The 20,608-nt window shown below is 73.1% G+C and carries 15 protein-coding genes; 3 read left to right on the forward strand and 12 right to left on the reverse strand.

Going from position 1 to position 20,608, the window contains the following annotated elements:
- Window positions 1-76: 76 nt before the first annotated feature.
- From ACY0MR_RS11475 to ACY0MR_RS11505, 7 genes are all read right to left on the reverse strand, one after another.
- The gene (locus tag ACY0MR_RS11475) at window positions 77-649 is read right to left on the reverse strand and encodes a TetR/AcrR family transcriptional regulator (RefSeq protein ID WP_392040513.1); all 573 of its coding nucleotides are present in this window, start codon (window positions 647-649) and stop codon (window positions 77-79) included.
- Window positions 650-725: 76 nt separating this feature from the next.
- Complete coding sequence (serA, locus tag ACY0MR_RS11480) at window positions 726-2,315, reverse strand: phosphoglycerate dehydrogenase (RefSeq protein ID WP_388793727.1); 1,590 nt, start codon at window positions 2,313-2,315, stop codon at window positions 726-728.
- A gap of 237 nt (window positions 2,316-2,552) precedes the next feature.
- Window positions 2,553-3,554 (reverse strand): ketol-acid reductoisomerase, encoded by a 1,002-nt coding sequence (gene ilvC / locus ACY0MR_RS11485; RefSeq protein ID WP_055602072.1) that lies wholly within the window; start codon window positions 3,552-3,554, stop codon window positions 2,553-2,555.
- A gap of 133 nt (window positions 3,555-3,687) precedes the next feature.
- Complete coding sequence (gene ilvN, locus ACY0MR_RS11490; protein WP_266897003.1) at window positions 3,688-4,215, reverse strand: acetolactate synthase small subunit; 528 nt, start codon at window positions 4,213-4,215, stop codon at window positions 3,688-3,690.
- Window positions 4,216-4,256: 41 nt separating this feature from the next.
- On the reverse strand, window positions 4,257-6,107 hold the full coding sequence (locus ACY0MR_RS11495; RefSeq protein WP_361849286.1) for an acetolactate synthase large subunit: 1,851 nt from the start codon (window positions 6,105-6,107) through the stop codon (window positions 4,257-4,259).
- A 215-nt stretch (window positions 6,108-6,322) separates the two neighbouring features.
- Entirely contained in the window at window positions 6,323-9,166 is a 2,844-nt protein-coding gene (locus tag ACY0MR_RS11500; RefSeq protein WP_403317642.1) for a putative bifunctional diguanylate cyclase/phosphodiesterase, read from the reverse strand.
- Window positions 9,167-9,993: 827 nt separating this feature from the next.
- Window positions 9,994-10,959 (reverse strand): 2-hydroxyacid dehydrogenase, encoded by a 966-nt coding sequence (locus ACY0MR_RS11505; protein WP_388793722.1) that lies wholly within the window; start codon window positions 10,957-10,959, stop codon window positions 9,994-9,996.
- Window positions 10,960-11,034: 75 nt separating this feature from the next.
- On the opposite strand from ACY0MR_RS11505, the gene ACY0MR_RS11510 reads away from it, so the two are divergent.
- The 3 genes from ACY0MR_RS11510 to ACY0MR_RS11520 all read left to right on the forward strand — a co-directional run bounded on the left by ACY0MR_RS11510 (window position 11,035) and on the right by ACY0MR_RS11520 (window position 13,611).
- On the forward strand, window positions 11,035-12,057 hold the full coding sequence (locus ACY0MR_RS11510; RefSeq protein ID WP_388793720.1) for an aldo/keto reductase: 1,023 nt from the start codon (window positions 11,035-11,037) through the stop codon (window positions 12,055-12,057).
- A gap of 100 nt (window positions 12,058-12,157) precedes the next feature.
- A complete protein-coding gene (locus ACY0MR_RS11515) occupies window positions 12,158-13,300 on the forward strand; it encodes a PQQ-dependent sugar dehydrogenase (protein ID WP_473560593.1) in 1,143 nt (380 codons plus the stop codon).
- A gap of 8 nt (window positions 13,301-13,308) precedes the next feature.
- On the forward strand, window positions 13,309-13,611 hold the full coding sequence (locus ACY0MR_RS11520) for a DUF6191 domain-containing protein (protein WP_473560595.1): 303 nt from the start codon (window positions 13,309-13,311) through the stop codon (window positions 13,609-13,611).
- Here ACY0MR_RS11520 and ACY0MR_RS11525 read toward each other — a convergent pair.
- The 5 genes from ACY0MR_RS11525 to ACY0MR_RS11545 form a co-directional block, all read right to left on the reverse strand.
- A complete protein-coding gene (locus ACY0MR_RS11525) occupies window positions 13,549-16,602 on the reverse strand; it encodes a helix-turn-helix transcriptional regulator (protein ID WP_473560597.1) in 3,054 nt (1,017 codons plus the stop codon). The two genes, ACY0MR_RS11520 and ACY0MR_RS11525, sit on opposite strands and share 63 nt — an antisense overlap.
- A gap of 7 nt (window positions 16,603-16,609) precedes the next feature.
- Complete coding sequence (locus tag ACY0MR_RS11530; RefSeq protein WP_388793712.1) at window positions 16,610-16,807, reverse strand: hypothetical protein; 198 nt, start codon at window positions 16,805-16,807, stop codon at window positions 16,610-16,612.
- A gap of 171 nt (window positions 16,808-16,978) precedes the next feature.
- Window positions 16,979-17,575 (reverse strand): hypothetical protein, encoded by a 597-nt coding sequence (locus tag ACY0MR_RS11535; RefSeq protein ID WP_473560600.1) that lies wholly within the window; start codon window positions 17,573-17,575, stop codon window positions 16,979-16,981.
- Window positions 17,576-17,623: 48 nt separating this feature from the next.
- Complete coding sequence (locus tag ACY0MR_RS11540) at window positions 17,624-18,181, reverse strand: GNAT family N-acetyltransferase (protein WP_473560602.1); 558 nt, start codon at window positions 18,179-18,181, stop codon at window positions 17,624-17,626.
- The gene (locus ACY0MR_RS11545; RefSeq protein ID WP_473560604.1) at window positions 18,159-20,417 is read right to left on the reverse strand and encodes an MMPL family transporter; all 2,259 of its coding nucleotides are present in this window, start codon (window positions 20,415-20,417) and stop codon (window positions 18,159-18,161) included. The genes ACY0MR_RS11540 and ACY0MR_RS11545 overlap by 23 nt, the downstream gene beginning before the upstream one ends.
- Window positions 20,418-20,608 lie beyond the last annotated feature (191 nt).

Below are 20,608 nucleotides of genomic sequence, written 5' to 3' on the forward strand. Positions count from 1 at the left end.
CCGTCACTCCCCCTCCGGCCGTCACTCCCCCTCCGGCCGTCACTCCCCCTCCGGCCGTCACTCCCCCTCCGGTCCGTCACTCCCCCATGAGGACCTTGAGGCCCGCCGTGAGGTCGTCCGCCGTCGGCGCCGACTCCGGGTCGACCATCCACTGGATCATGACACCGGTGGCGAGGGCCTGGCAGAGCAGTCCGGCCACCCGGGCCCGCTCGGGGTCGGCCTCGGGGTCGATGCCGAGGAAGCCCTCGGCCATGCCGAGCCGCCCCTCGCGCTGCGGCTCCCGGATCGCCTCGCGCAGCTTCTCGTCGTCGTCGAGCCGGGTGACGACCTCGGTCTGGAGCTTCCACAGGGGGCGGCTGGCCCCGGCCGCGGCGATGACCTGCTCCCAGACGGCGTGGAAGCGCCGGTACGGATCGGCCGGCAGCTCCCGCTTCTCCTCGCCGCCCGCGGGGCCGACCGCCTCGCCCCACTCCTCGGTGACGGCGAGGAAGGCCTGCTGGAGCAGGGCGTCCTTGGAGCCGTAGTGGTAGCCGATCGAGGCCAGGTTGGTGCCGGAGGCGGCGACGATGTCACGGGCCGTGGTCCGCCCGTACCCCTTCTCCAGGAGGCAGCGCTTGGCGCCTTCGAGCAGGTCTTCCTTGTGTCCCATGACAGCACTGTACCCGGCCGGTAGACGCCTGTGTAAGACGATCGTCTATCGACCGGGTACGGGGTCGTGCGGAACCTCAGATCAGGTTGACCGAGCGGGCCGAGGCCGCGCCGATCTCCGCCGAGATCTCCGTGAGCACGGCGGGCGGGACGGTGTCGTCCACGGTCAGGACGACGAGCGCCTCGCCGCCCTCCTCGGCGCGGGCCACCTGCATGCCCGCGATGTTCAGACCGGCCTGGCCGAGGATCCGGCCGACGGTGCCGACGACACCCGGGCGGTCCTCGTAGCGCAGCACGACCATGTGGTCGGCGAGCGCCAGGTCCACGTCGTACTCGCCGACCGCGACGATCTTCTGGAGGTGCTTGGGGCCGGCGAGCGTGCCGGAGACCGAGACCTCCTCGCCGCTGGCGAGGGTGCCGCGGACGGTGACCACGTTGCGGTGGTCGGGCGACTCGGAGCTGGTCGTCAGGCGCACCTCGACACCGCGCTCCTGCGCGAACAGCGGGGCGTTCACGTACGACACGGTCTCGTCGACGACGTCCTCGAACACGCCCTTGAGCGCGGAGAGTTCGAGCACCTTCACGTCGTGCTGGGTGATCTCGCCGTACACCTCGACGTCGAGGCGGGCCGCGACCTCGCCCGCGAGGGCGGTGAAGATCCGGCCGAGCTTCTCGGCGAGCGGCAGACCCGGCTTGACGTCCTCGGCGATGACGCCGCCCTGGACGTTGACCGCGTCCGGCACGAGCTCGCCGGCGAGCGCCAGGCGCACCGAGCGGGCGACGGCGATGCCGGCCTTCTCCTGGGCCTCGTCCGTGGACGCGCCGAGGTGCGGGGTGCAGACGACCTGGTCGAGCTCGAAGAGCGGGGAGTCCGTGCAGGGCTCCTTCGCGTACACGTCGAGGCCGGCGCCGGCGACGCGGCCCTCCTTGAGGGCCGAGTAGAGCGCGGCCTCGTCGACGATCCCGCCGCGCGCGGCGTTGACGATCCGGACGGAGGGCTTGACCTTGTGCAGCGCCTCGTCGCCGATGAGACCGAGGGTCTCGGGCGTCTTGGGCAGGTGGACGGTGATGAAGTCGGCGACCTCCAGGAGCTCGTCCAGGGCCAGCAGCTTCACCCCCATCTGGGCGGCGCGGGCGGGCTGCACGTAGGGGTCGTACGCGACGATCTTCATGCCGAAGGCGGACATGCGCTGGGCGACCAGGACGCCGATGCGGCCGAGGCCGACGACGCCGAGGGTCTTCTCGCTCAGCTCGACGCCCGTGTACTTGGAGCGCTTCCACTCGCCGTTCTTCAGCGCGGTGTTGGCCTGCGGGATGTTGCGCGCGGTGGCGACCAGCAGGCCGCAGGCGAGCTCGGCGGCGGTCACGATGTTCGACGTCGGGGCGTTGACGACCATCACGCCGGCCTTGGTGGCGGCGGAGACGTCGACGTTGTCCAGACCGACGCCGGCGCGGGCGACGACGCGGAGCTTGTTCGCGGCGGCGATGGCCTCGGCGTCGACCTTGGTCGCGGAACGGACCAGGATGGCGTCCACGTCGGCGATGGCGGGCAGCAGTTCGGCGCGGTCCGCGCCGTTGCAGTGCCGGATCTCGAAGTCCGGGCCCAGGGCGTCGACGGTGGCGGGCGACAGCTCTTCAGCGATGAGTACGACGGGTTTCGAGCTCACGTGAGTCCTCACAGATCCAGTGCGGACGGCCGTCCCGACGGCCGCAGGCGGTGGAGGGGGCTTGCCGCGTGAAAGCGCACGACGCTGTGGGCCTGAACGCGAATGTTGTTGAGCAGTGTAGTGGTGCGGGGGCGCCGTTCATGCGCCTCGTTGGAAGGATCACCCGTCCGTGGTTGGACGGCGTGTCCAACGATGCGGACAGGGGCCGGACAGTTGTCCGACCCCCGCCCCGAAGGCTTACGCCTCCTCGTCGTTCACCCAGCTCATGAGCTTGCGCAGCTCCTTGCCGGTGGTCTCCAGGAGGTGGTTCTCGTCCTGGGTCTTGTACTCGTTGTACTTCTTCAGGCCGCCGTGGTACTCGGCCATCCACTCCTTGGCGAAGGTGCCGTCCTGGATCTCCGCGAGGACCTTCTTCATCTCGGCCTTGGTGGCGTCGGTGATGATCCGCGGGCCGGTGACGTAGTCGCCCCACTCGGCGGTCTCGGAGACCGACCAGCGCATCTTCTCCAGGCCGCCCTCGTACATGAGGTCGACGATGAGCTTCAGCTCGTGCAGGCACTCGAAGTAGGCGATCTCCGGCTGGTAGCCGGCCTCGGTCAGGGTCTCGAAGCCCGCCTTGACCAGCGCCGCGGTGCCACCGCAGAGGACGGCCTGCTCGCCGAAGAGGTCGGTCTCGGTCTCCTCGGTGAAGGTCGTCTTGATGACGCCGGCGCGGGTGCCGCCGATGCCCTTGGCGTACGAGAGCGCCAGCGCGAAGGCGCTGCCGGTCGCGTCCTGCTCGACGGCAGCGATGCACGGGACGCCGCGACCCTCCTCGTACTGACGGCGGACCAGGTGGCCCGGGCCCTTCGGGGCGACCAGGGCGACGTCGACGCCCTCGGGCACCTTGATGAAGCCGTAGCGGACGTTCAGGCCGTGGCCGAAGAAGAGCGCGTCGCCCTCCTTCAGGTTGTCCTTGATGGACTCCTCGTAGACCTGGGCCTGGATCGGGTCCGGGGTCAGGATCATGATGAGGTCGGCCTCGGCGGCGGCCTCGGCGACGGAGACCACGCGCAGGCCCTGCTCCTCGGCCTTGGCCTTGGACTTCGACCCCTCCTGCAGACCGACGCGGACGTCGACACCGGAGTCACGGAGCGACAGCGCGTGGGCGTGGCCCTGGCTGCCGTATCCGATCACCGCGACCTTGCGGCCCTGGATGATGGACAGGTCGGCGTCGTCGTCGTAGAACAGCTCGGCCACTGGGTATCTCCTTGAAGTGCTGGTGTTGCGTCCCACCGTACGGCGGGGAGCGGGAGGAAGGTTTTCGGGTCTCGTCAGTCGGACCGGCGGATGGACCGCCCGTCGACCTCCGACGTCCCCGCGGCGCCGGACCTCAGGCGCTGCGGTCGAGGGCCCGGAGGGACCGGTCCGTGATGGACCGGGAACCACGCCCTATGGCGATCGTGCCGGACTGCACGAGCTCCTTGATGCCGAACTGCTCCAGCATCTTGAGCATGGCGTCGAGCTTGTCACTCGATCCGGTGGCCTCGATGGTGACCGCCTCGGGCGAGACGTCCACGGTCTTGGCGCGGAACAGCTGCACGATCTCGACGATCTGGGAGCGGGTCTCGTTGTCGGCGCGGACCTTCACCAGGACGAGCTCGCGCTGGATCGCAGCGCTGGGCTCGAGTTCGACGATCTTCAGGACGTTGACCAGCTTGTTGAGCTGCTTGGTCACCTGCTCCAGGGGCAGGTCCTCGACACTGACCACGATGGTGATGCGGGAGATGTCGGGGTGCTCGGTGATGCCGACGGCGAGGGAGTCGATGTTGAAGCCGCGGCGCGAGAACAGGGCGGCGATCCGGGCGAGGATGCCGGGCGTGTTCTCGACGAGAACGGAGAGCGTGTGCTTGGTGGACATGGTCTGGGTCTCTTCCTTTTCGCTCTGCTTCGTTCCGCGCTTCAGTCGTCTTCGCCGTCACCGAAGTCGGGGCGGACGCCCCGGGCGGCCATGACCTCGTCGTTCGAGGTGCCGGCGGCGACCATCGGCCAGACCTGGGCGTCCTCGTGGACGATGAAGTCGATGACGACCGGACGGTCGTTGATGGCGTTGGCCTCGGCGATGACCTTGTCCAGGTCCGCCGGGTCCTCGCAGCGCAGGGCGACGCAGCCCATGGCCTCGGACAGCTTGACGAAGTCGGGGACGCGGGTGCCCTTGTTCGCCTGGACGTCGTCCGGACCGGAGTGCAGGACGGTGTTCGAGTAGCGCTGGTTGTAGAAGAGGGTCTGCCACTGGCGGACCATCCCGAGGGCACCGTTGTTGATGATGGCGACCTTGATCGGGATGTTGTTCAGGGCGCAGGTGGTGAGCTCCTGGTTGGTCATCTGGAAGCAGCCGTCGCCGTCGATCGCCCAGACCGGGCGGTCGGGCATGCCGGCCTTGGCGCCCATCGCGGCGGGCACCGCGTACCCCATCGTGCCCAGGCCGCCGGAGTTCAGCCAGGTGGCCGGGCGCTGGTACTCGATGAAGTGGGCGGCCCACATCTGGTGCTGGCCGACGCCCGCGGCGAAGATCGTGTCGTCGGGGGTGAGCTCGCCGATGCGCTGGATGACCTGCTGCGGCGAGAGGCTGCCGTCGTCCGGCATGTCGTAGCCGAGCGGGTAGGTCTCGCGCCAGCGGTTGAGGTCGCTCCACCAGGCGGTGTAGTCGCCCTTGTTGCCCTCGCTGTGCTCCGCCTGGACGGCCTGGACCAGGTCGGCGATGACCTCGCGGGCGTCACCGACGATCGGGACGTCGGCGGCGCGGTTCTTGCCGATCTCGGCGGGGTCGATGTCCGCGTGGACGATCTTGGCGTACGGGGCGAAGCTGTCGAGCTTGCCGGTGACGCGGTCGTCGAAGCGGGCGCCGAGGGCGACGATCAGGTCGGCCTTCTGCAGCGCGGTGACGGCGGTGACGGCACCGTGCATGCCGGGCATCCCGACGTGCAGCGGGTGGTTGTCCGGGAAGGCTCCCAGCGCCATCAGGGTGGTGGTGACCGGGGCGCCGGTGAGCTCGGCGAGGATCTTCAGCTCGGCGGTGGCACCGGCCTTGATGACGCCGCCGCCGACGTACAGGACGGGGCGCTTGGCCGCGCTGATCAGCTTTGCGGCCTCGCGGATCTGCTTGGCGTGCGGCTTGGTGACCGGGCGGTAGCCGGGCAGGTCGGTCTGCGGCGGCCAGCTGAAGGTGGTCTTCGCCTGGAGGGCGTCCTTGGCGATGTCGACCAGGACCGGGCCGGGACGGCCGGTGGAGGCGATGTGGAAGGCCTCGGCGATGGTCCGCGGGATGTCCTCGGCCCTGGTGACCAGGAAGTTGTGCTTGGTGATCGGCATCGTGATGCCGCAGATGTCCGCCTCCTGGAAGGCGTCCGTCCCGATCGCCTTGGAGGCGACCTGGCCGGTGATCGCGACGAGCGGGACCGAGTCCATGTGCGCGTCGGCGATCGGGGTGACGAGGTTGGTCGCACCCGGTCCCGAGGTCGCCATGCAGACGCCGACCTTGCCGGTCGCCTGGGCGTAGCCGGTGGCCGCGTGGCCCGCGCCCTGCTCGTGGCGGACCAGGATGTGGCGGACCTTCTTCGAGTCCATCAGCGGGTCGTAGGCCGGGAGGATGCAGCCACCGGGGAGACCGAAGATGGTGTCCGCGCCCACCTCTTCGAGAGAGCGGATGAGGGACTGCGCGCCCGTGACGTGCTCGACGGCGGTGGCGGCCTGAGCGCCGCTACGGGGCCGCGGCTGCGGATGGTGCCCGGTGGCCTGGTCGGTCATCAGCATCTCTTCTCGAAGCAGAGGGTTTTACGAGGGTTTGGGACGGCTTGGGGGTGAGCCAGTGCAACAAAAAACCCCTCGTGCCGTGAGGCAAGCGAGGGGAGCGCGTCGGGTGCGTTTCAAGCGGGGCCTACCGGGGCCCTGCTTCAGCCGACGCGCTTTCCAAGTACGAGAATTCGGGTGCGCATGGCAATGACCCTCCCTCTCAGCCCTCACCACTGTCAAGTGGGTGGGACGGGCGTCTCATTATTTGAGCGGAACGGGGGACGGTTTCCGGCCCGTACGGGGACCGCTCCGGGCAGCGGGTACGCGTCCCGTACGAGCGCCCTGCGCAGCCGGTACTCGTCGAGCGGGCCCGAGAAGGCCATGCCCTGGGCGTGGCTGCAGCCCATCGCCCGCAGGGCCACGACCTGCTCCGGTACGTCGACGCCCTCGGCGACGGTCCGGATGCCGAGCTCGTCGGCGATGCGGAGCACCCCGCGGGTGATCTTGCGGAGGCGGGCCGACTCCACGACGCCCTCGACGAGGCCCCGGTCCAGCTTCAGTATGTCGACGGGGAGCCTGCGGAGGGCGTTGATCGCCACATGTCCGCTGCCGAATCCGTCGAGGGCGATCCGCACGCCGAGACGGCGCAGGGTGATCAGACGCTGCTCCAGGTCGTCGAGCGGGATCCGGGGATCGCTGTCGGCGAGCTCGACGATCAGCGAGCCGGAGGCCAGTCCGTGCCGGGTGAGCAGGGCCTCGATCGAGCCGAGCGGCAGGGAGCGGTCCATGAGGCGGCGGGCGGAGATCCGGATGGCGACGGGGACGCGGTGGCCGGTTCCGGCCCGCTCGGCGGCCTGCTCGACGGCCTCCTCCAGCAGCCAGCGCCCGAGCTCGGCGGTGCGCTCGGCGTCGTCGGTGACCCGGAGGTACTCGGCGGGAGTGAAGAGGATGCCCTGGGCCGAGCGCCAGCGCGCCTGGGCGCTGACGGCGGCGATCCGGCCGGTGGCGAGATCGACGACCGGCTGGTGGAGCAGGGCGAACTCGCCGTCGTGGAGGGCGGTCCGCAGCCGGGCGGCGAGCTCGGTCCTGCGCACCACCTCGGCCTGCATCTGGGGGGCGTAGAGCTCGACGCGGTCCTTGCCCGCCGCCTTGGCCCGGTACATGGCCAGGTCGGCGTTGCGCAGGAGGTCGCCGGCCTCGATGCCGGGCTCGGCGAAGGCCACGCCGATGGAGGCGGCGACCCGGACCTCGGTGCCGCCGTCGACGCGGTAGGGGCGGGAGAGGGTGAGGCGGAGCCGGTCGGCGATCTCCTGGACCTGCTGCCGGCGGGCCGCCTGGTCGCGGCCGCCGTCGCCGAGGATGAGGGCGGCGAACTCGTCGCCGCCGAGCCGGGCGGCCGTGTCGCCGGCGCGGACGGAGTCGTGCAGCCGGCGGGCGGCCTGGACGAGGAGGTCGTCGCCGGCCTGGTGGCCGAGGCGGTCGTTGACGCCCTTGAAGCCGTCGAGGTCGATGAAGAGCACGGCGGTGCCCACGTCGGAGGCGCGCCGGCCGCCGAGCGCCTGCCGGACCCGCCGGGTGAAGAGCGCCCGGTTGGGCAGGTCGGTGAGCGGGTCGTGCTCGGCGTTGTGCTGCAACTGGGCCTGGAGCCGGACCCGTTCGGTGACGTCCCGGCTGTTGAAGATCAGTCCGCCCTGGTGCCGGTTGACCGTGGACTCGACGTTCAGCCAGTCGCCCCGGCCGGAGCGGAAGCGGCATTCGATCCGGGTGGTGGGCTCCTTGGCGGGCGAGGCGGCGAGGAAGCGCCGCACCTCGTGCACGACGGCGCCGAGGTCCTCGGGGTGGATCAGCGAGGCCAGCTCGGAGCCGATCAGCTCCTCGGCGTCCCGCCCGTAGACCCCGGTGGCCGCGGGGCTGACGTAGCGGAGGATCCCGTTCGGCGCGGCGATCATGATGACGTCGCTGGAGCCCTGCACGAGCGACCTGAAGTGGTTCTCCTTCTGCGCCAGTTCGTGGGTCAGGGCGATGTTGTCGAGGAGCATGATGCCCTGGCGCACGACGAGGGCGAGGACCACCGTGCAGCCGGTGAGGACGACGACCCGGTCGACGCGGCGCCCCTCCACGACGTTGTACAGGATGCCGAGGGTGCAGACCGCGGCGGCGAGGTAGGGCGTGAGCGCGGCGAGCGAGCCGGCCACCGGCCGGCTGTGCAGCCACTGGCCCCGCGCGGCGGCGACGGCGGTGGCGTCCGGGAGCCGGCGCACCCCCCAGGGCGCGTAGGCGAGCAGCAGGGAGCCGGCGAACCAGCCGGCGTCGAGCAGCTGGCCCGAGGCGTAGTTCTCGCGCAGCAGCGGCGAGGTGAACAGGGCGTCGCAGAGCACGGTCAGGGCGAGGGCCGCGATCGCGGTGTTGGTCGCCGACCGGTTCGCCTGGGAGCGCCGGAAGTGGAGGACCAGGACCATGCTCACGAGGACGATGTCGAGCAGCGGATACGCGAGCGACAGTGCCGCCTGGGACACCGGCTCGTTCTGGAAGTGGGCGGTACGGGCGAGGGCGAGGCTCCAGGACAGCGTGAGGAGCGAGCCCCCGATGAGCCAGGCGTCGAGCGCGAGGCAGACCCAGCCGGCCCGGGTGACGGGTTTCTTGGCGAGGACGAGGAGGCCGACGATGGCCGGCGGGGCGAAGAGTAAGAAGAAGAGGTCGGCGACGGAGGAGTCGGGCACCTCCGTGCGGAGCACGACCTCGTACCAGCCCCAGACCGCGTTGCCCGCGGAGGCCATGAACGAGGAGAACGCGAAGAGCAGCCAGGCGGGGCGGGCGCTGCCGCGGTGGGCGCGCCCGTAGAGGAAGCAGGAGACCGCGGCGGTGAGGGCGGCGGCGCTGAGTCCGAAGTCGCCCATGAAGAGCGCGAGCTCGGGCGATCCCCAGCCGAGCGAGGCGCCGGTCGTGTAGCCCGCGCAGATCACCACCAGAGCGATCTGGGCGAGGAGCGATCCGAGGCGGGGCCGGTCGGGGTCCGGGTGGCCGGGTTCGGCGCCCGTGGCGGCGGGTCGCCGGTCGAGGACCGCCCCGGGGGCGCTCACCGGTCCCTCCGGAGCCGGGCCGCCGCACCCGGCGGTGTCGTGCGGCCGCGCGGGCGGCTCGTCGGCGCGGCCGGGTGCGTGCCCGTCGCAGTCGTGGGGGCCTGCGGGGTCCCGTACGACCGGGACGGCCGGCTCCGGCGGGGCGCCCGGCGCGCGGACCGCAGGGGCGACGGCCCTCCGCACGACGGCCGGCTCCAGCGCGGATGCCCCGACGGAACCGCCGGAACCGCCGGAACCGCCGGAACCGCCGGGCCCGCCGCTTCCCGCCGCCCCGACGGCGCCGGGTGGCGTGGAGTCGCCAGGGCCCGCGGGAACGTCGTCCCCCACGGGGATCGCATGGTGTGCGGCGGCGCGGGCGGCCGGGGCACCGCCGGGTCGAGCGGCCGGGCCCGGCGGTTCGACGCCGCCGCCCTCGGCCGGACGGTCCGGTCCGGTCCTCGGTCCGATTCCCGGCCCGGCGTGCGCGTCGGCCGCCGCCCCGGTGTCCTGCGGTTCGGGCGCTCGGGGCTCACGGTGCGGCGCGGCCTGGTCCGGCACGGAACACGCGAGGCCGGCGGCGAGGTCCGGAAGGCCCGCCGCCGGCGGCGTCGCCGCGTCGGATCGCCGGTCCTTCGGCCGTACTTCACCCGTCGCCCCCCTCGGAATCTGATGACCCGTCACTTCGCTCCCCAGCGTCAGCCCGTACTCGACGCAGTCCCCCCGCTCCGGGACGATACACCAGGACGGTCACTCAGGGACAGGGTCGCAGTACTCTCCGTGACTACCGGGGGACGTGCAGGTGGCGCGTGTCGGAAGCACGCGCCACCCGGCCGGCCCAGCACGGCCGCTCAGCCGGTGGTGAGCAGCGTGTTGGCCGGCTGCTCGCCCGCCGCGAACCGCCGCAGCTGCGCCGCGATCAACCGCTTCGCCCGCGGCATGAAGGCCGAGGTGGACCCTCCGACGTGGGGGCTGATCAGGACACCGGGAGCGTGCCACAGGGGGTGCCCGGCCGGCAGCGGTTCCGGGTCGGTGACATCGAGTGCCGCCGTGATCCTGCCGCTCTCGACCTCCTTCAGCAGGGCCGCGGTGTCGACGACGGGACCGCGGGCCACGTTCACCAGGAGCGCCCCGTCCTTCATCCGGCCGAGGAACCCGGCGTCGGCGAGATGCCTGGTCGCGGGCGTGAGCGGGGTGGAGAGCACGACGACGTCGGCCTCCGGCAGGAGCGCCGGCAGCTCCGTCAGGGCGTGGACCTCGCCGCGCGCTGTGGTGCGTGCGGAGCGTGCGACGCGCGCCACCCGCGCGCACTCGAAGGGCGCGAGCCGGTCCTCGATGGCGGCGCCGATCGATCCGTAGCCGACGATGAGGACCGACTTGTCGGCCAGGGCCGGGTAGAAGCCGGCCCGCCACCGCTCGGCGTCCTGGCCGCGCACGAAGCCGGGGATGCCGCGCAGCGAGGCCAGGATCAGGGCGAGCGTGAGCTCGGCGGTGCTGGCCTCGTGGACGCCCTTGGCGTTGCAGACGGCGACGCCCGCGGGCAGCGCGTCGAGCCCGGGGGTGACGTGGTCGATGCCGGCGGAGAGGGTCTGCACGACCCGCAGCGAGGTCATCGCGGCCAGCGGCCGGACGGCGATCTCGGAGCCCTTCATGTACGGGACGACGTAGAAGGCGCAGCGCGCCGGGTCGGCCGGGAACTCCGGTCCGCCGTCCCAGAAGCGGTAGGCCAGGCCCGACGCGCCCGGCTCGGGGAGATCGTCGATCTCGTCCGCGGGAATCGGAAGCCACACGTCAGCGGTGGTGTTCTCGCATCTCATGACCGGGAGGCTATGCGAAGAATCCCGTGCGCCATTGGTTACTTTGGGGGACGGCACAGGGAGGGGTACCGGCAGGTGGAGCGCAGGACTATCGGGGCGACGGCGCTCGACGTGGGTGCGATCGGCCTGGGGTGCATGCCGATGAGCTGGGCGTACAGCCGTTCGGAACAGCGGGGGGACCGCTCGCTGCGGACCGTGCACGCGGCGCTGGACGCCGGGGTGAGCCTGCTCGACACCGCCGACATGTACGGGCCGTTCACCAACGAGCTGCTGGTGGGGCGGGTGTTGAAGGAGCGGCGGGCGGACGCCTTCGTCTCGACGAAGTGCGGACTGCTCGTCGGCGACGGCGGCGAGCGCCGGCACGTGGTCGCCAACGGCAGGCCGGGGTACGTCCGTCGGGCGTGCGACGCCTCGTTGCGGCGCCTCCAGACCGATGTGATCGACCTGTACCAGCTGCACCGCGCGGACCCCGAGGTGCCGGTCGAGGAGACCTGGGGCGCGATGGCCGAGCTGGTCTCGGCCGGGAAGGTGCGGGCGCTCGGGCTCTGCGCGGTCGGCAGCCGCTCGGCGCGCCGGCGCGCGACCGGGCCCAGCCGCGACGGCTACGAGGGAACGATCCGCCAACTGGAGCGGATCCAGCAGGTGTTCCCGGTGGCGGCGGTGCAGGCGGAGCTCTCGGTCTGGTCCCAGGAGGCACTGGTCCGGCTGCTGCCGTGGTGCGCGGCGCGCGGGGTCGGCTTCCTGGCCGCGATGCCGCTGGGGAACGGCTTCCTGACCGGGACGCTGACCCCGGGCGGCGGCTTCGAGCCGGACGACCCGCGGGCCCGGCACCCGCGGTTCACGGCGGAGATGATGGCGGCGAACCAGCCGCTGGTGGCGGGGCTGCGGCGGGTGGCCGCGCGGCACGGCGCGGAGGTCACCCCGGCGCAGGTGGCGCTCGCCTGGGTGCTGGGCCGGGGGCGGCACGTCGTGCCGGTGCCGGGCACGAAGCGGGAGTCCTGGGCCGTGGAGAACGCCCGGGCGGCCGGCCTGCGGCTGACCGCGGCCGACCTGGCGGAGATCGCGGCCCTGCCGGCGGCCCGGGGGTCCTGGGACTGACCGCGGCGCGGATCGGGCCGTGGCATCGGGAACCTGATCGCGTCGAGCGGTGTATCAAGGGTGAAGGGATGCCGCTCGACTCGTCGAAGGGGACCGCGCCATGAGCCGTCCTGCAGTTGTGAAGGCCCTGTGGGGCGCCGCCGTGCTGGTCCTGGTGGCGGGCTGCTCCTCGGGAGGTACGGAGGACCGGCCGGGCACGGCCCCGCCGACGTCGGCGACGGCGTCCGCCCCGGCGACGCCCGGCGGCTCGGCCGGCCCGTCCGCGACCGCGGGCGCGCGGGCGACGGTGACCGGCACGCTGGCCGAGGGGCTCAGGTCGCCCTGGGGGCTCGCGGAGCTGCCCGACGGGGATCTGCTGGTCTCCTCGCGGGACGAGCGGACGATCACCCGGGTCGACGGGCGGACCGGGGCGAAGACCCCGCTCGGCGAGGTGCCCGGGGTGGTGCCGGGGGGCGAGGGCGGGCTGATGGGCCTCGCCGTGCGGGACGGCTGGGTGTACGCGTACCTGACGGCCGCGTCCGACAACCGCATCGTGCGCATGCGGTACGGCGGCGGGGACGGCGACCGCCTCGGCGCGCCCGAGCCCGTGCTGACCGGCATTCCCAAGGGTGCCGTGCACAACGGCGGGCGGATCGCGTTCGGGCCGGACCGGATGCTGTACGCGGGGACCGGCGAGACCGGACAGACCGGTCTGGCCCAGGACCGGGAGTCGCTCGGCGGGAAGATCCTGCGGATGACGCCGGAGGGCGAGCCGGCGCCCGGGAACCCCTTCCCCGGTTCGGTGGTCTATTCGTACGGACACCGGAACGTGCAGGGGATCGCCTGGGACGACGAGGGCCGGCTGTGGGCCGCCGAGTTCGGGCAGAACACCTGGGACGAGCTGAACCTGGTGGAGCCCGGGAAGAACTACGGCTGGCCGGAGGCGGAGGGGCGGGCCGGGAAGGCCGGGTTCGTGGACCCGGTGGCCCAGTGGCCGACCTCGGAGGCCTCCCCCAGCGGGATCGCGTACGCCCGGGGCGCGATCTGGATGGCCGGGCTCAGAGGCGAGCGGCTGTGGCGGGTCCCGCTCGCCGGGGCGGAACGCTCGGGGGACCCCCAGGCGTTCCTCTCGGAGGAGTACGGACGCCTGCGCACGGTCCTCGCGGGGGGCGGCGGGCGGCTCTGGCTGGTGACCAGCGAGACCGACGGCCGGGGCACGCCCGGCTCCGGGGACGACAGGGTTCTCCGGCTGGAGGTGAGCTGAAGGAGCTGGTGACCGTGTTCGACCCGCTGGCGGAGCTGTTCGCGCCCGGCCGCAGGCACACCGCGGAGGAGCGCCGCAGGCAGGCGCTGACCAGGGAGGACCCGGGTGACGCCGACCCGTCGCGGGGGCGCGTGGACCTCGCGTCGGGCCGCGTGACGATACGGGCCCCCCGCCGCCCGACGGCGGGGGAGGCGGCGCAGGGCGACGGGGCGGCCGGCGACACGGCGGAGGGCGGCGGACCCGGTGGCTCAGAGGGGTGTGGCGAGGAGATGGAGGCGGTGGGCCAGGGCGGCGGCCTCGCCCCGGCCTGAGACGCCGAGCTTGGCGAGGATGTTGGAGACGTGGACGCTCGCCGTCTTGGGCGAGATGAAGAGCTCCTCGGCGATCTGGCGGTTGGTGCGGCCGGCCGCGACGAGCCGTAGCACGTCCTGCTCCCGGGGGGTCAGGCCGAACGTGTCGTCCCCCGGCTCCGAGGGGGCCGGGGTCTGCTTGTCCTCGGTGAGGGAGAGGCGGGCGCGGGCCGCGAGGAGTTCCACGTCCTCGCGGAGCGGGCGGGCGCCGAGGCGGACCGCGGTCGCGCGGGCCTCCCGGAGCAGGGCCGTGGCCTCCTCGCGGCGGCCGCCCTCGACGAGCAGGGCGTCGGCGAGGCGGTGGCGGGCCCGGGCCAGCTGGTGCGGGCGTCCGAGCGGCTCGAAGGCGGCGACGACCTCGGCCCAGCGGGTCGCCGTCTCACGGCCCTCGGCGCGGGCGATCTCCTCGGAGACCTGCCGGGAGTACGCCTCCCAGACGGGGGCCGGGGTGGCGAGGGCGCGGACGCAGCGGCGGACGACGGCGAGCGCCTCGGCGCGGCCCTCGTCGGCGGCGGGCAGTCCCCTGCTGTCGGCCTCGGCCGTGACGGCGGTGAGGACGAGGGGCCAGCCGTAGCGGTGGGTGCTGGGCGGGAAGCCCGCCGCCTCGGTGGCGGCGAGCCGGGCCCGGACGTCCTCGACGCGCCCCTCGGCCGCCGCGACGGCGATGTCGACCTGGGCCATCGGGAGGACGTACTGCGGGATGGTGTCGCAGCCGTAGGCGGCGCGGGCGTCGGCGAGATGGCCGCGGGCCGCGTCGAGTTCGCCGCGGGCGACGGCGAGCTGGGCGAGGCGGAGGGAGGCGGAGCCGCGGGGCTTGCTGCTGGTGGCCGAGCGGACCAGCCGGGCGGCGATCTCTCCGGCCTCGTCCCAGCCGCCCAGGGAGAAGAGGGACTCGGCGCGGTTGGACTCGACCCAGCCGATGCTGTCGACGAGACCGTAGGAGCGGGCGACGCGGATGCCGGTCTCGGCCAGTTCGACGGCCTCCGCCGAGCGGCCGAGGGATTCGAGGGCGGAGGAGATGTTGATGTGGGCGCGGGCGGTCTCGGTGAACTGGCCGAGGATCGCGGTGCGTTCCCGTACGGCGTGCATCTCGGCGAGGCCCGCCTCGACGTCGCCGGCGGCGGTCATGAGGGTGCCGAGGGTGAGCCGGGCGTTGAGCTCGATCGACTCGGCGTTGACGAGCCGGGCGTACTCGACGGCGCGTTCGGCGGCGGTGAGGGCGTCGGGCCCGGGGTTGCGGAGCATGCCCCAGCCGGCGGCGCCGACGAGGACCACGGCGTGCACGGCGGACGGCGGGAGGCCCTTGACGAGCTCCTGGGCGCGGGCGATCTCCTCCCAGCCGTCGCCGCGGCCGAGGTTGGACTGGAGGCGGGCCCGCTCGGTCCAGAACCAGGCGGCGCGCAGCGGGTCGCCCGGTTCGGCGTCGTCGAGGACGCGGAGCGCGGTGCGGCAGATCTTCAGGGCGCGTTCGCGGTCGCCGCTGAGCCGGGCGGCGACGGCGGCCTCGGCGAGCAGGTCGAGGTAGCTGAGCGCGGCGGTCTCGGGGTCGCAGCCGCAGGCCGGGTAGGCCTCGGCGTAGTCCATGGGCCGGAGCGAGCCGCGGGTCTCGGCGGGGGCGTCCTCCCAGAGCTCCATGGCCCTTTCGAGCAGCCGGAGTTGCTCGGCGTAGGCGTGGCGCTTGCGGGTCGCGACGGAGGCGCTGAGGACGGCGGGCAGGGCCTTGGCGGGGTCGTGGGCGTGGTACCAGTACGTGGCCAGCCGGTTGGCGCGCTCGTCGGTCCGGACCAGGCCGGGGTCGGCCTCCAGGGCCTCGGCGTAGCGGCGGTTGAGGCGGGAGCGTTCGCCGGGGAGCAGGTCGTCGCTGACGGCCTCGCGGACCAGGGAGTGGCGGAAGCGGTAGCCGTCGCCGTCGGGGACGGCGAGCAGGAGGTTGGCGCCGACGGCGGCCCGCAGGGCCTCGATGAGATCGTCCTCGGTGAGCCGGGCGACGGCGGCGAGGAGCCCGTACTCGACGGTGGAGCCGCCCTCGGCGACGATCCGGGCGATCCGCTGGGCGTCCTCGGGGAGCGTCTCGACCCGGACGAGCAGGAGGTCGCGCAGGGAGGCGCTGAGCTGGCCGGCGGCGCAGCCGGCCTCGTGGGAGACGACGAGCTCCTCGACGAAGAAGGCGTTGCCGTCGGAGCGTTCGAAGACCTCCTCGACGAGGGCGGGGTCGGGTTCGGCGGCGAGGATGCCGGTGAGCTGGCGGTGCACCTCGGTGCGGGTGAAGCGGGCGAGTTCGATGCGGCGGATGGTGCGGAGCCGGTCGAGTTCGGCGAGGAGGGGGCGCAGCGGGTGGCGGCGGTGGATGTCGTCGGCGCGGTAGCTGGCGACGACCACGATGCGGCCGCGGCGCAGGGTGCGGAGCAGGTAGGTGAGGAGGTGCCGGGTGGAGGCGTCGGCCCAGTGCAGGTCCTCCAGGACGAGGACGATCGTGCGGTCGGCGGCGAGCCGTTCCAGGAGCCGTACGGTCAGTTCGAAGAGGCGGGCGGTGGAGTCCTCGTCCGGGGAGTCGTGACTGCCGGGGTCGCCCAGTTCGGGCAGGAGCCGGGCGAGTTCGGCCTGTTGGCCCTCGGCGGCGGCGGAGAGTTCCTCAGGGAGGTGTCGGCGCAGCGAGCGCAGCGCGGCGGCGAAGGGGGCGAAGGGCAGTCCGTCGGCGCCGAGCTCGACGCAGCCGCCGAGCGCGACGACGGCGCCCCGGGCGCAGGCCGTGTCGAGGAACTCCTCGATGAGCCGGGTCTTGCCGACGCCCGCCTCGCCGCCGATGAGCAGGGCTTGGGGCTCTCCCGCGGTCGCGCGGGAGAGCGCCTCGGTGAGGGCGGTGAGTTCGCCGGCGCGGCCGACGAACACGGGGCTGACTGACCTGGTCTCCACGGCGCCGAGCATCGCACAGCCGTCCGCGCCGTCGCTCATACGGGGGTCACGCGGCCCGGACGAAGCGGCCGCGTCCGCCGTCTCCCACCCGCCCCTCCGCGTCCTGGCCGCCGCTGCGGCGGCCCAGGCGGCGCAGCCCCCGGGCGGAGCCGGCCGCCTCGGCGGCCTCGTGGGTGAGCCGCTGGACGGCGGCCTCACGGACGAGCTGGGCGTGGTTCATGCGGTGGAGTTCGTACGCGAACATGGGGTGCTCCCTGGTTCTTCCGGTGTCGGCATCGCTCCCTGCGATGCCTCTACTGTCGTGTCCCAGGGGGTGCGGCCGCATCGGGCGTGTGCCGCATGTCCGGCGTACGGGGGGCCTTAGGCGGGGCCGCGGGGGGCCTTAGGCGTTCCCCGCGCCCCTCGGGATCCGGGGTCAGGATCCGGCGGTCGGCAGGCTCAGGAAGAGGTCGAAGTAGGTGCCGACCGACAGCAGGACGCCCAGTCCGCCGAGGACGGCCCCGGCGACGGCGACCGAGCGGACCCAGGCGGGGCGCCCGGGGAGGACGAGCACGAGGACGGCGACGAGCAGGGCGATCAGCGCGAAGACGCCGTTGACCAGGGCGGTGCTGTGCCAGGCGTCGCCGTAGATCTCGGAGATCTGCTGGGCGGGGGTGCCGGATCCGGAGGTCTTGATCTGCCCGAGGAGGGTCTCGCGCTCGGAGACGACCTTGCCGGTCCAGGTGCCGGTGAGCGCGACGGCGCCGAGGGCGGCGGAGACGACGGCCGCGGCGGCGCCGCCGATGCCGGCGGAGGCCGGGGCGGCCGCCTCGGCGGACAGCTCGCCGTCCTCGTCGCCGTCCTCGGCGGCGAGGCCGGCCTCGTCGTCGGGTGCGTCGGTCGCCGCGGCGGCGGGCTCGGAGTCCTGCTTGCCGAGGGCGACCGCGGCCGTCTCCTCGGCGGGCGCGGGCGCCTCGGCGGTCCCGGCCTCCGGGGTCTCGCCGGTCTTCTCTGTCGTCGTCTTGGTGTCCATGCGCGGCACGCTAGGCGCCCCGTATGAGAACCGTATGAGGAAGGCGGGTCAGGCGGCCTTGGCGGCGCGCCACTCGGGGGCGAGGACGGCCCAGACCTCGGTGTCGGCGCGGACGCCGCGGTGCGGGTAGTTCTCCCGGAGCACGCCCTCGCGGGTCATGCCGAGGCGGCGGGCGACGGCGATGCTCGGCCCGTTCTCCGCGGAGGCGTGCCATTCGACGCGGTGGATGCCGCGCTCCTCGATCGCCCAGTCGATGATGACCCGGCAGGCGCGGGTGACCAGGCCCTTCCCGGCGGCGGAGGGCTCCAGCCAGCAGCCCGCCTCGGCGGTGCCGTGGCTCGCGTCGAAGGTCCGGAACAGGACGCCGCCGACGAGCGTGCCCCCGGTCCAGATGCCGTAGATGCGTCCGGTGTCGTGCGCGGCCTTCTCGGCGTACGCGTGGAGGAAGGAGCGGGCGGACGCGCTGTCCGTGACGACGTCGGGGAGCACGATGTGCTCGCCGATGAACGCGCGTCCGCGGTCCATGTGGGCGAGGAACTCCTCGGCCTGGGCGGGCTCCAGGGGCCTCAGTTCGGCGCCGTCGTCACCCAGCGATATCGCGAACATCGTCGTTCCTCTCCTCCGCGGCCGGGACCGCTGCCACGGCCACGGCGGTCACACGCTGAGCCGGTATCCTCCCACGCGCGTCTGCGGCCTCGCGGCACTCGGGGGTCTCGATGCTGATGCGGGGCAGCAGGCGGTCGAGCCACTTGGGCAGCCACCAGTTCGCCCCGCCGAGCAGGTGCATGAGGGCGGGGACCAGCAGGGTCCGCAGGACGAAGGCGTCGAGGGCGACGGCCGCCGCGAGCGCGATGCCGAACATCGCGATGACCCGGTCGCCGGAGAGGACGAAGGCGAGGAAGACCGCGATCATGATCACGGCGGCGGAGTTGATGACGCGGCTGGTCTCGGCGAGGCCGACCCGCACCGCCCGCCGGTTGTCGCCGGTCTCCAGCCATTCCTCGTACATCCGGCTGACCAGGAAGACCTGGTAGTCCATGGAGAGTCCGAAGAGGACCGAGACCATGATCACCGGGAGGAAGGGCTCGATCGGCCCGGCGCTGCCGAGGCCGAGGAGTTCGCTGCCCCAGCCCCACTGGAAGATCGCCACGACGACGCCGAAGGCGCCGGCGACGGCGGCGACGTTCATGGCGGCGGCCTTGAGGGGGATGCCGAGGGAGCGGAAGGCCACCAGGAGCAGCAGGCACCCGAGGGCGATGACGACCCCCACGAAGAGCGGCAGCTTGCCGATGATGATCTCGGCGAAGTCGTCGTACGAGGCGGTGACGCCGCCGACGTGCACGTCGAGCGAGGTGCCGTTCTCGGCGGTCGGGAGGACGTCGGTGCGGAGCCGGTCGACGAGTTCGCTGGTGGCCTTGGACTGGGGCGAGGAGTCGGGGACGACGGTGAGGACGGCGGTGTCGCCCGAGCTGTTGTAGGTGACCGGGGAGACGGACGCGACGCCCTTGGTGGCCGACAGGGCGGCGGGCAGCTGGTCGAGGGCGATCCGGTCGTCGGCGCCGTCGAGCCCGGCGACCAGGGTGAGCGGGCCGTTCACCCCGGGTCCGAAGCCGTCGGCGATCAGGTCGTACGCCTGTCGTGTGGTCGCGGTGGCCGGGCCGTTGCCCTGGTCGGAGGTGCCCAGGTGGAGCGAGAGGGTGGGCAGCGCGAGGACGCCCATGACGACGGCGGCGACGAGCCCCAGGAGCTTGGGGTGCCGCTCGACGAAGGCGGACCAGCGGGCGGCGAAGCCGGTGGGCAGCTCCGGCTGCGGTCCGTGCTCGGCGAGGGTCCGGCGTTCGCGCCGGGACAGGGCCCGCATGCCGATGAGGGAGAGCAGGGCCGGCAGGAGGGTGACGGAGGCCGCGACCGTGAGGACGACGGTGAGGGAGGCGGCGATGGCGACGCCGTTGAGGAAGCTGAGCCGCAGGATCAGCATGCCGAGCAGGGCGATGCAGACGGTGGCCCCGGCGAAGACGACGGCGCGGCCGGTGGTGGCGACGGCGGTCTCGGCGGCCTCGGCGACGGAGAGCCCGCGTTTCAGGCCTCTGCGGTGCCGGGTGACGATGAACAGCGCGTAGTCGATGCCGACGCCGAGGCCGACGAGCATGCCGAGCATGGGGGCGAAGTCGGCGACGGTCATCAGATGGCCGAGGAGCACGATCCCGGAGTAGGCGATGCCGACGCTGACGAGCGCGGTCGCGATGGGGAGTGTGGAGGCGGCCAGGGAGCCGAAGGCGAGGAAGAGGACGACGGCCGCGACGGCGACGCCGACGACCTCGGCGATGTGCCCGCCGGGGGCCTCGGTGAGGGCGACGGCGCTGCCGCCCAGTTCGACCTCGAGGCCGTCGCGCTCGGCGGCCTTCGCGGTGTCGACGAGGGCGCGGGCCTGCGCCTCGGGGATGTCGTCGGCCTGCTCGCGGAAGACGACCGTGGCGTAGGCGGTGTGCCCGTCCTCGCTGACCTGGCCCCGTGTGTCGCCGTAGGGGGAGGTCACGGCGGCGATGCCGGGGAGTCCGGCGACCTCGTCGAGCATCACGGTCATGCGCCGCTCGACGGCGTCGGCGCGGACGCTGCCCCGGTCCGTGTGCCAGACGATGGTGTCGCTGTCCCCGCCCAGGCCGTGGAAGCCGCGCTCCATGAGCGCGGTGGCACGGCCGGACTCGGTGCCGGGGACCTCGTAGTCGTTGGAGTACGCGCTGCCGGCGACGACGGCCGCGGTGCCCACCCCGAGGAGGGCGGCGAGCCACAGCAGGACGGCGACGAGGCGGTGCGTGACGCACCACCGTGCGATGGCTGCCAAAGGGGGTGCTCCCTGGGTGGTTCGAGGATCCTCAGCGGGAACAGCCCGAGAAGGAACGCTTCACCTGTGTGGGCCCACTCTCGCAGCCGAACGAGATCGTTTGTCCGTTTCGTGTCGATGCTCACAGGGATGCCCGAAGGGTCGGGCCGGAGGTCCCGGACCTCGGTCCCGGCCCCTCGGGCAGCCGCTCA

This window comes from Streptomyces sp. JN8 (genome assembly GCF_055808075.1).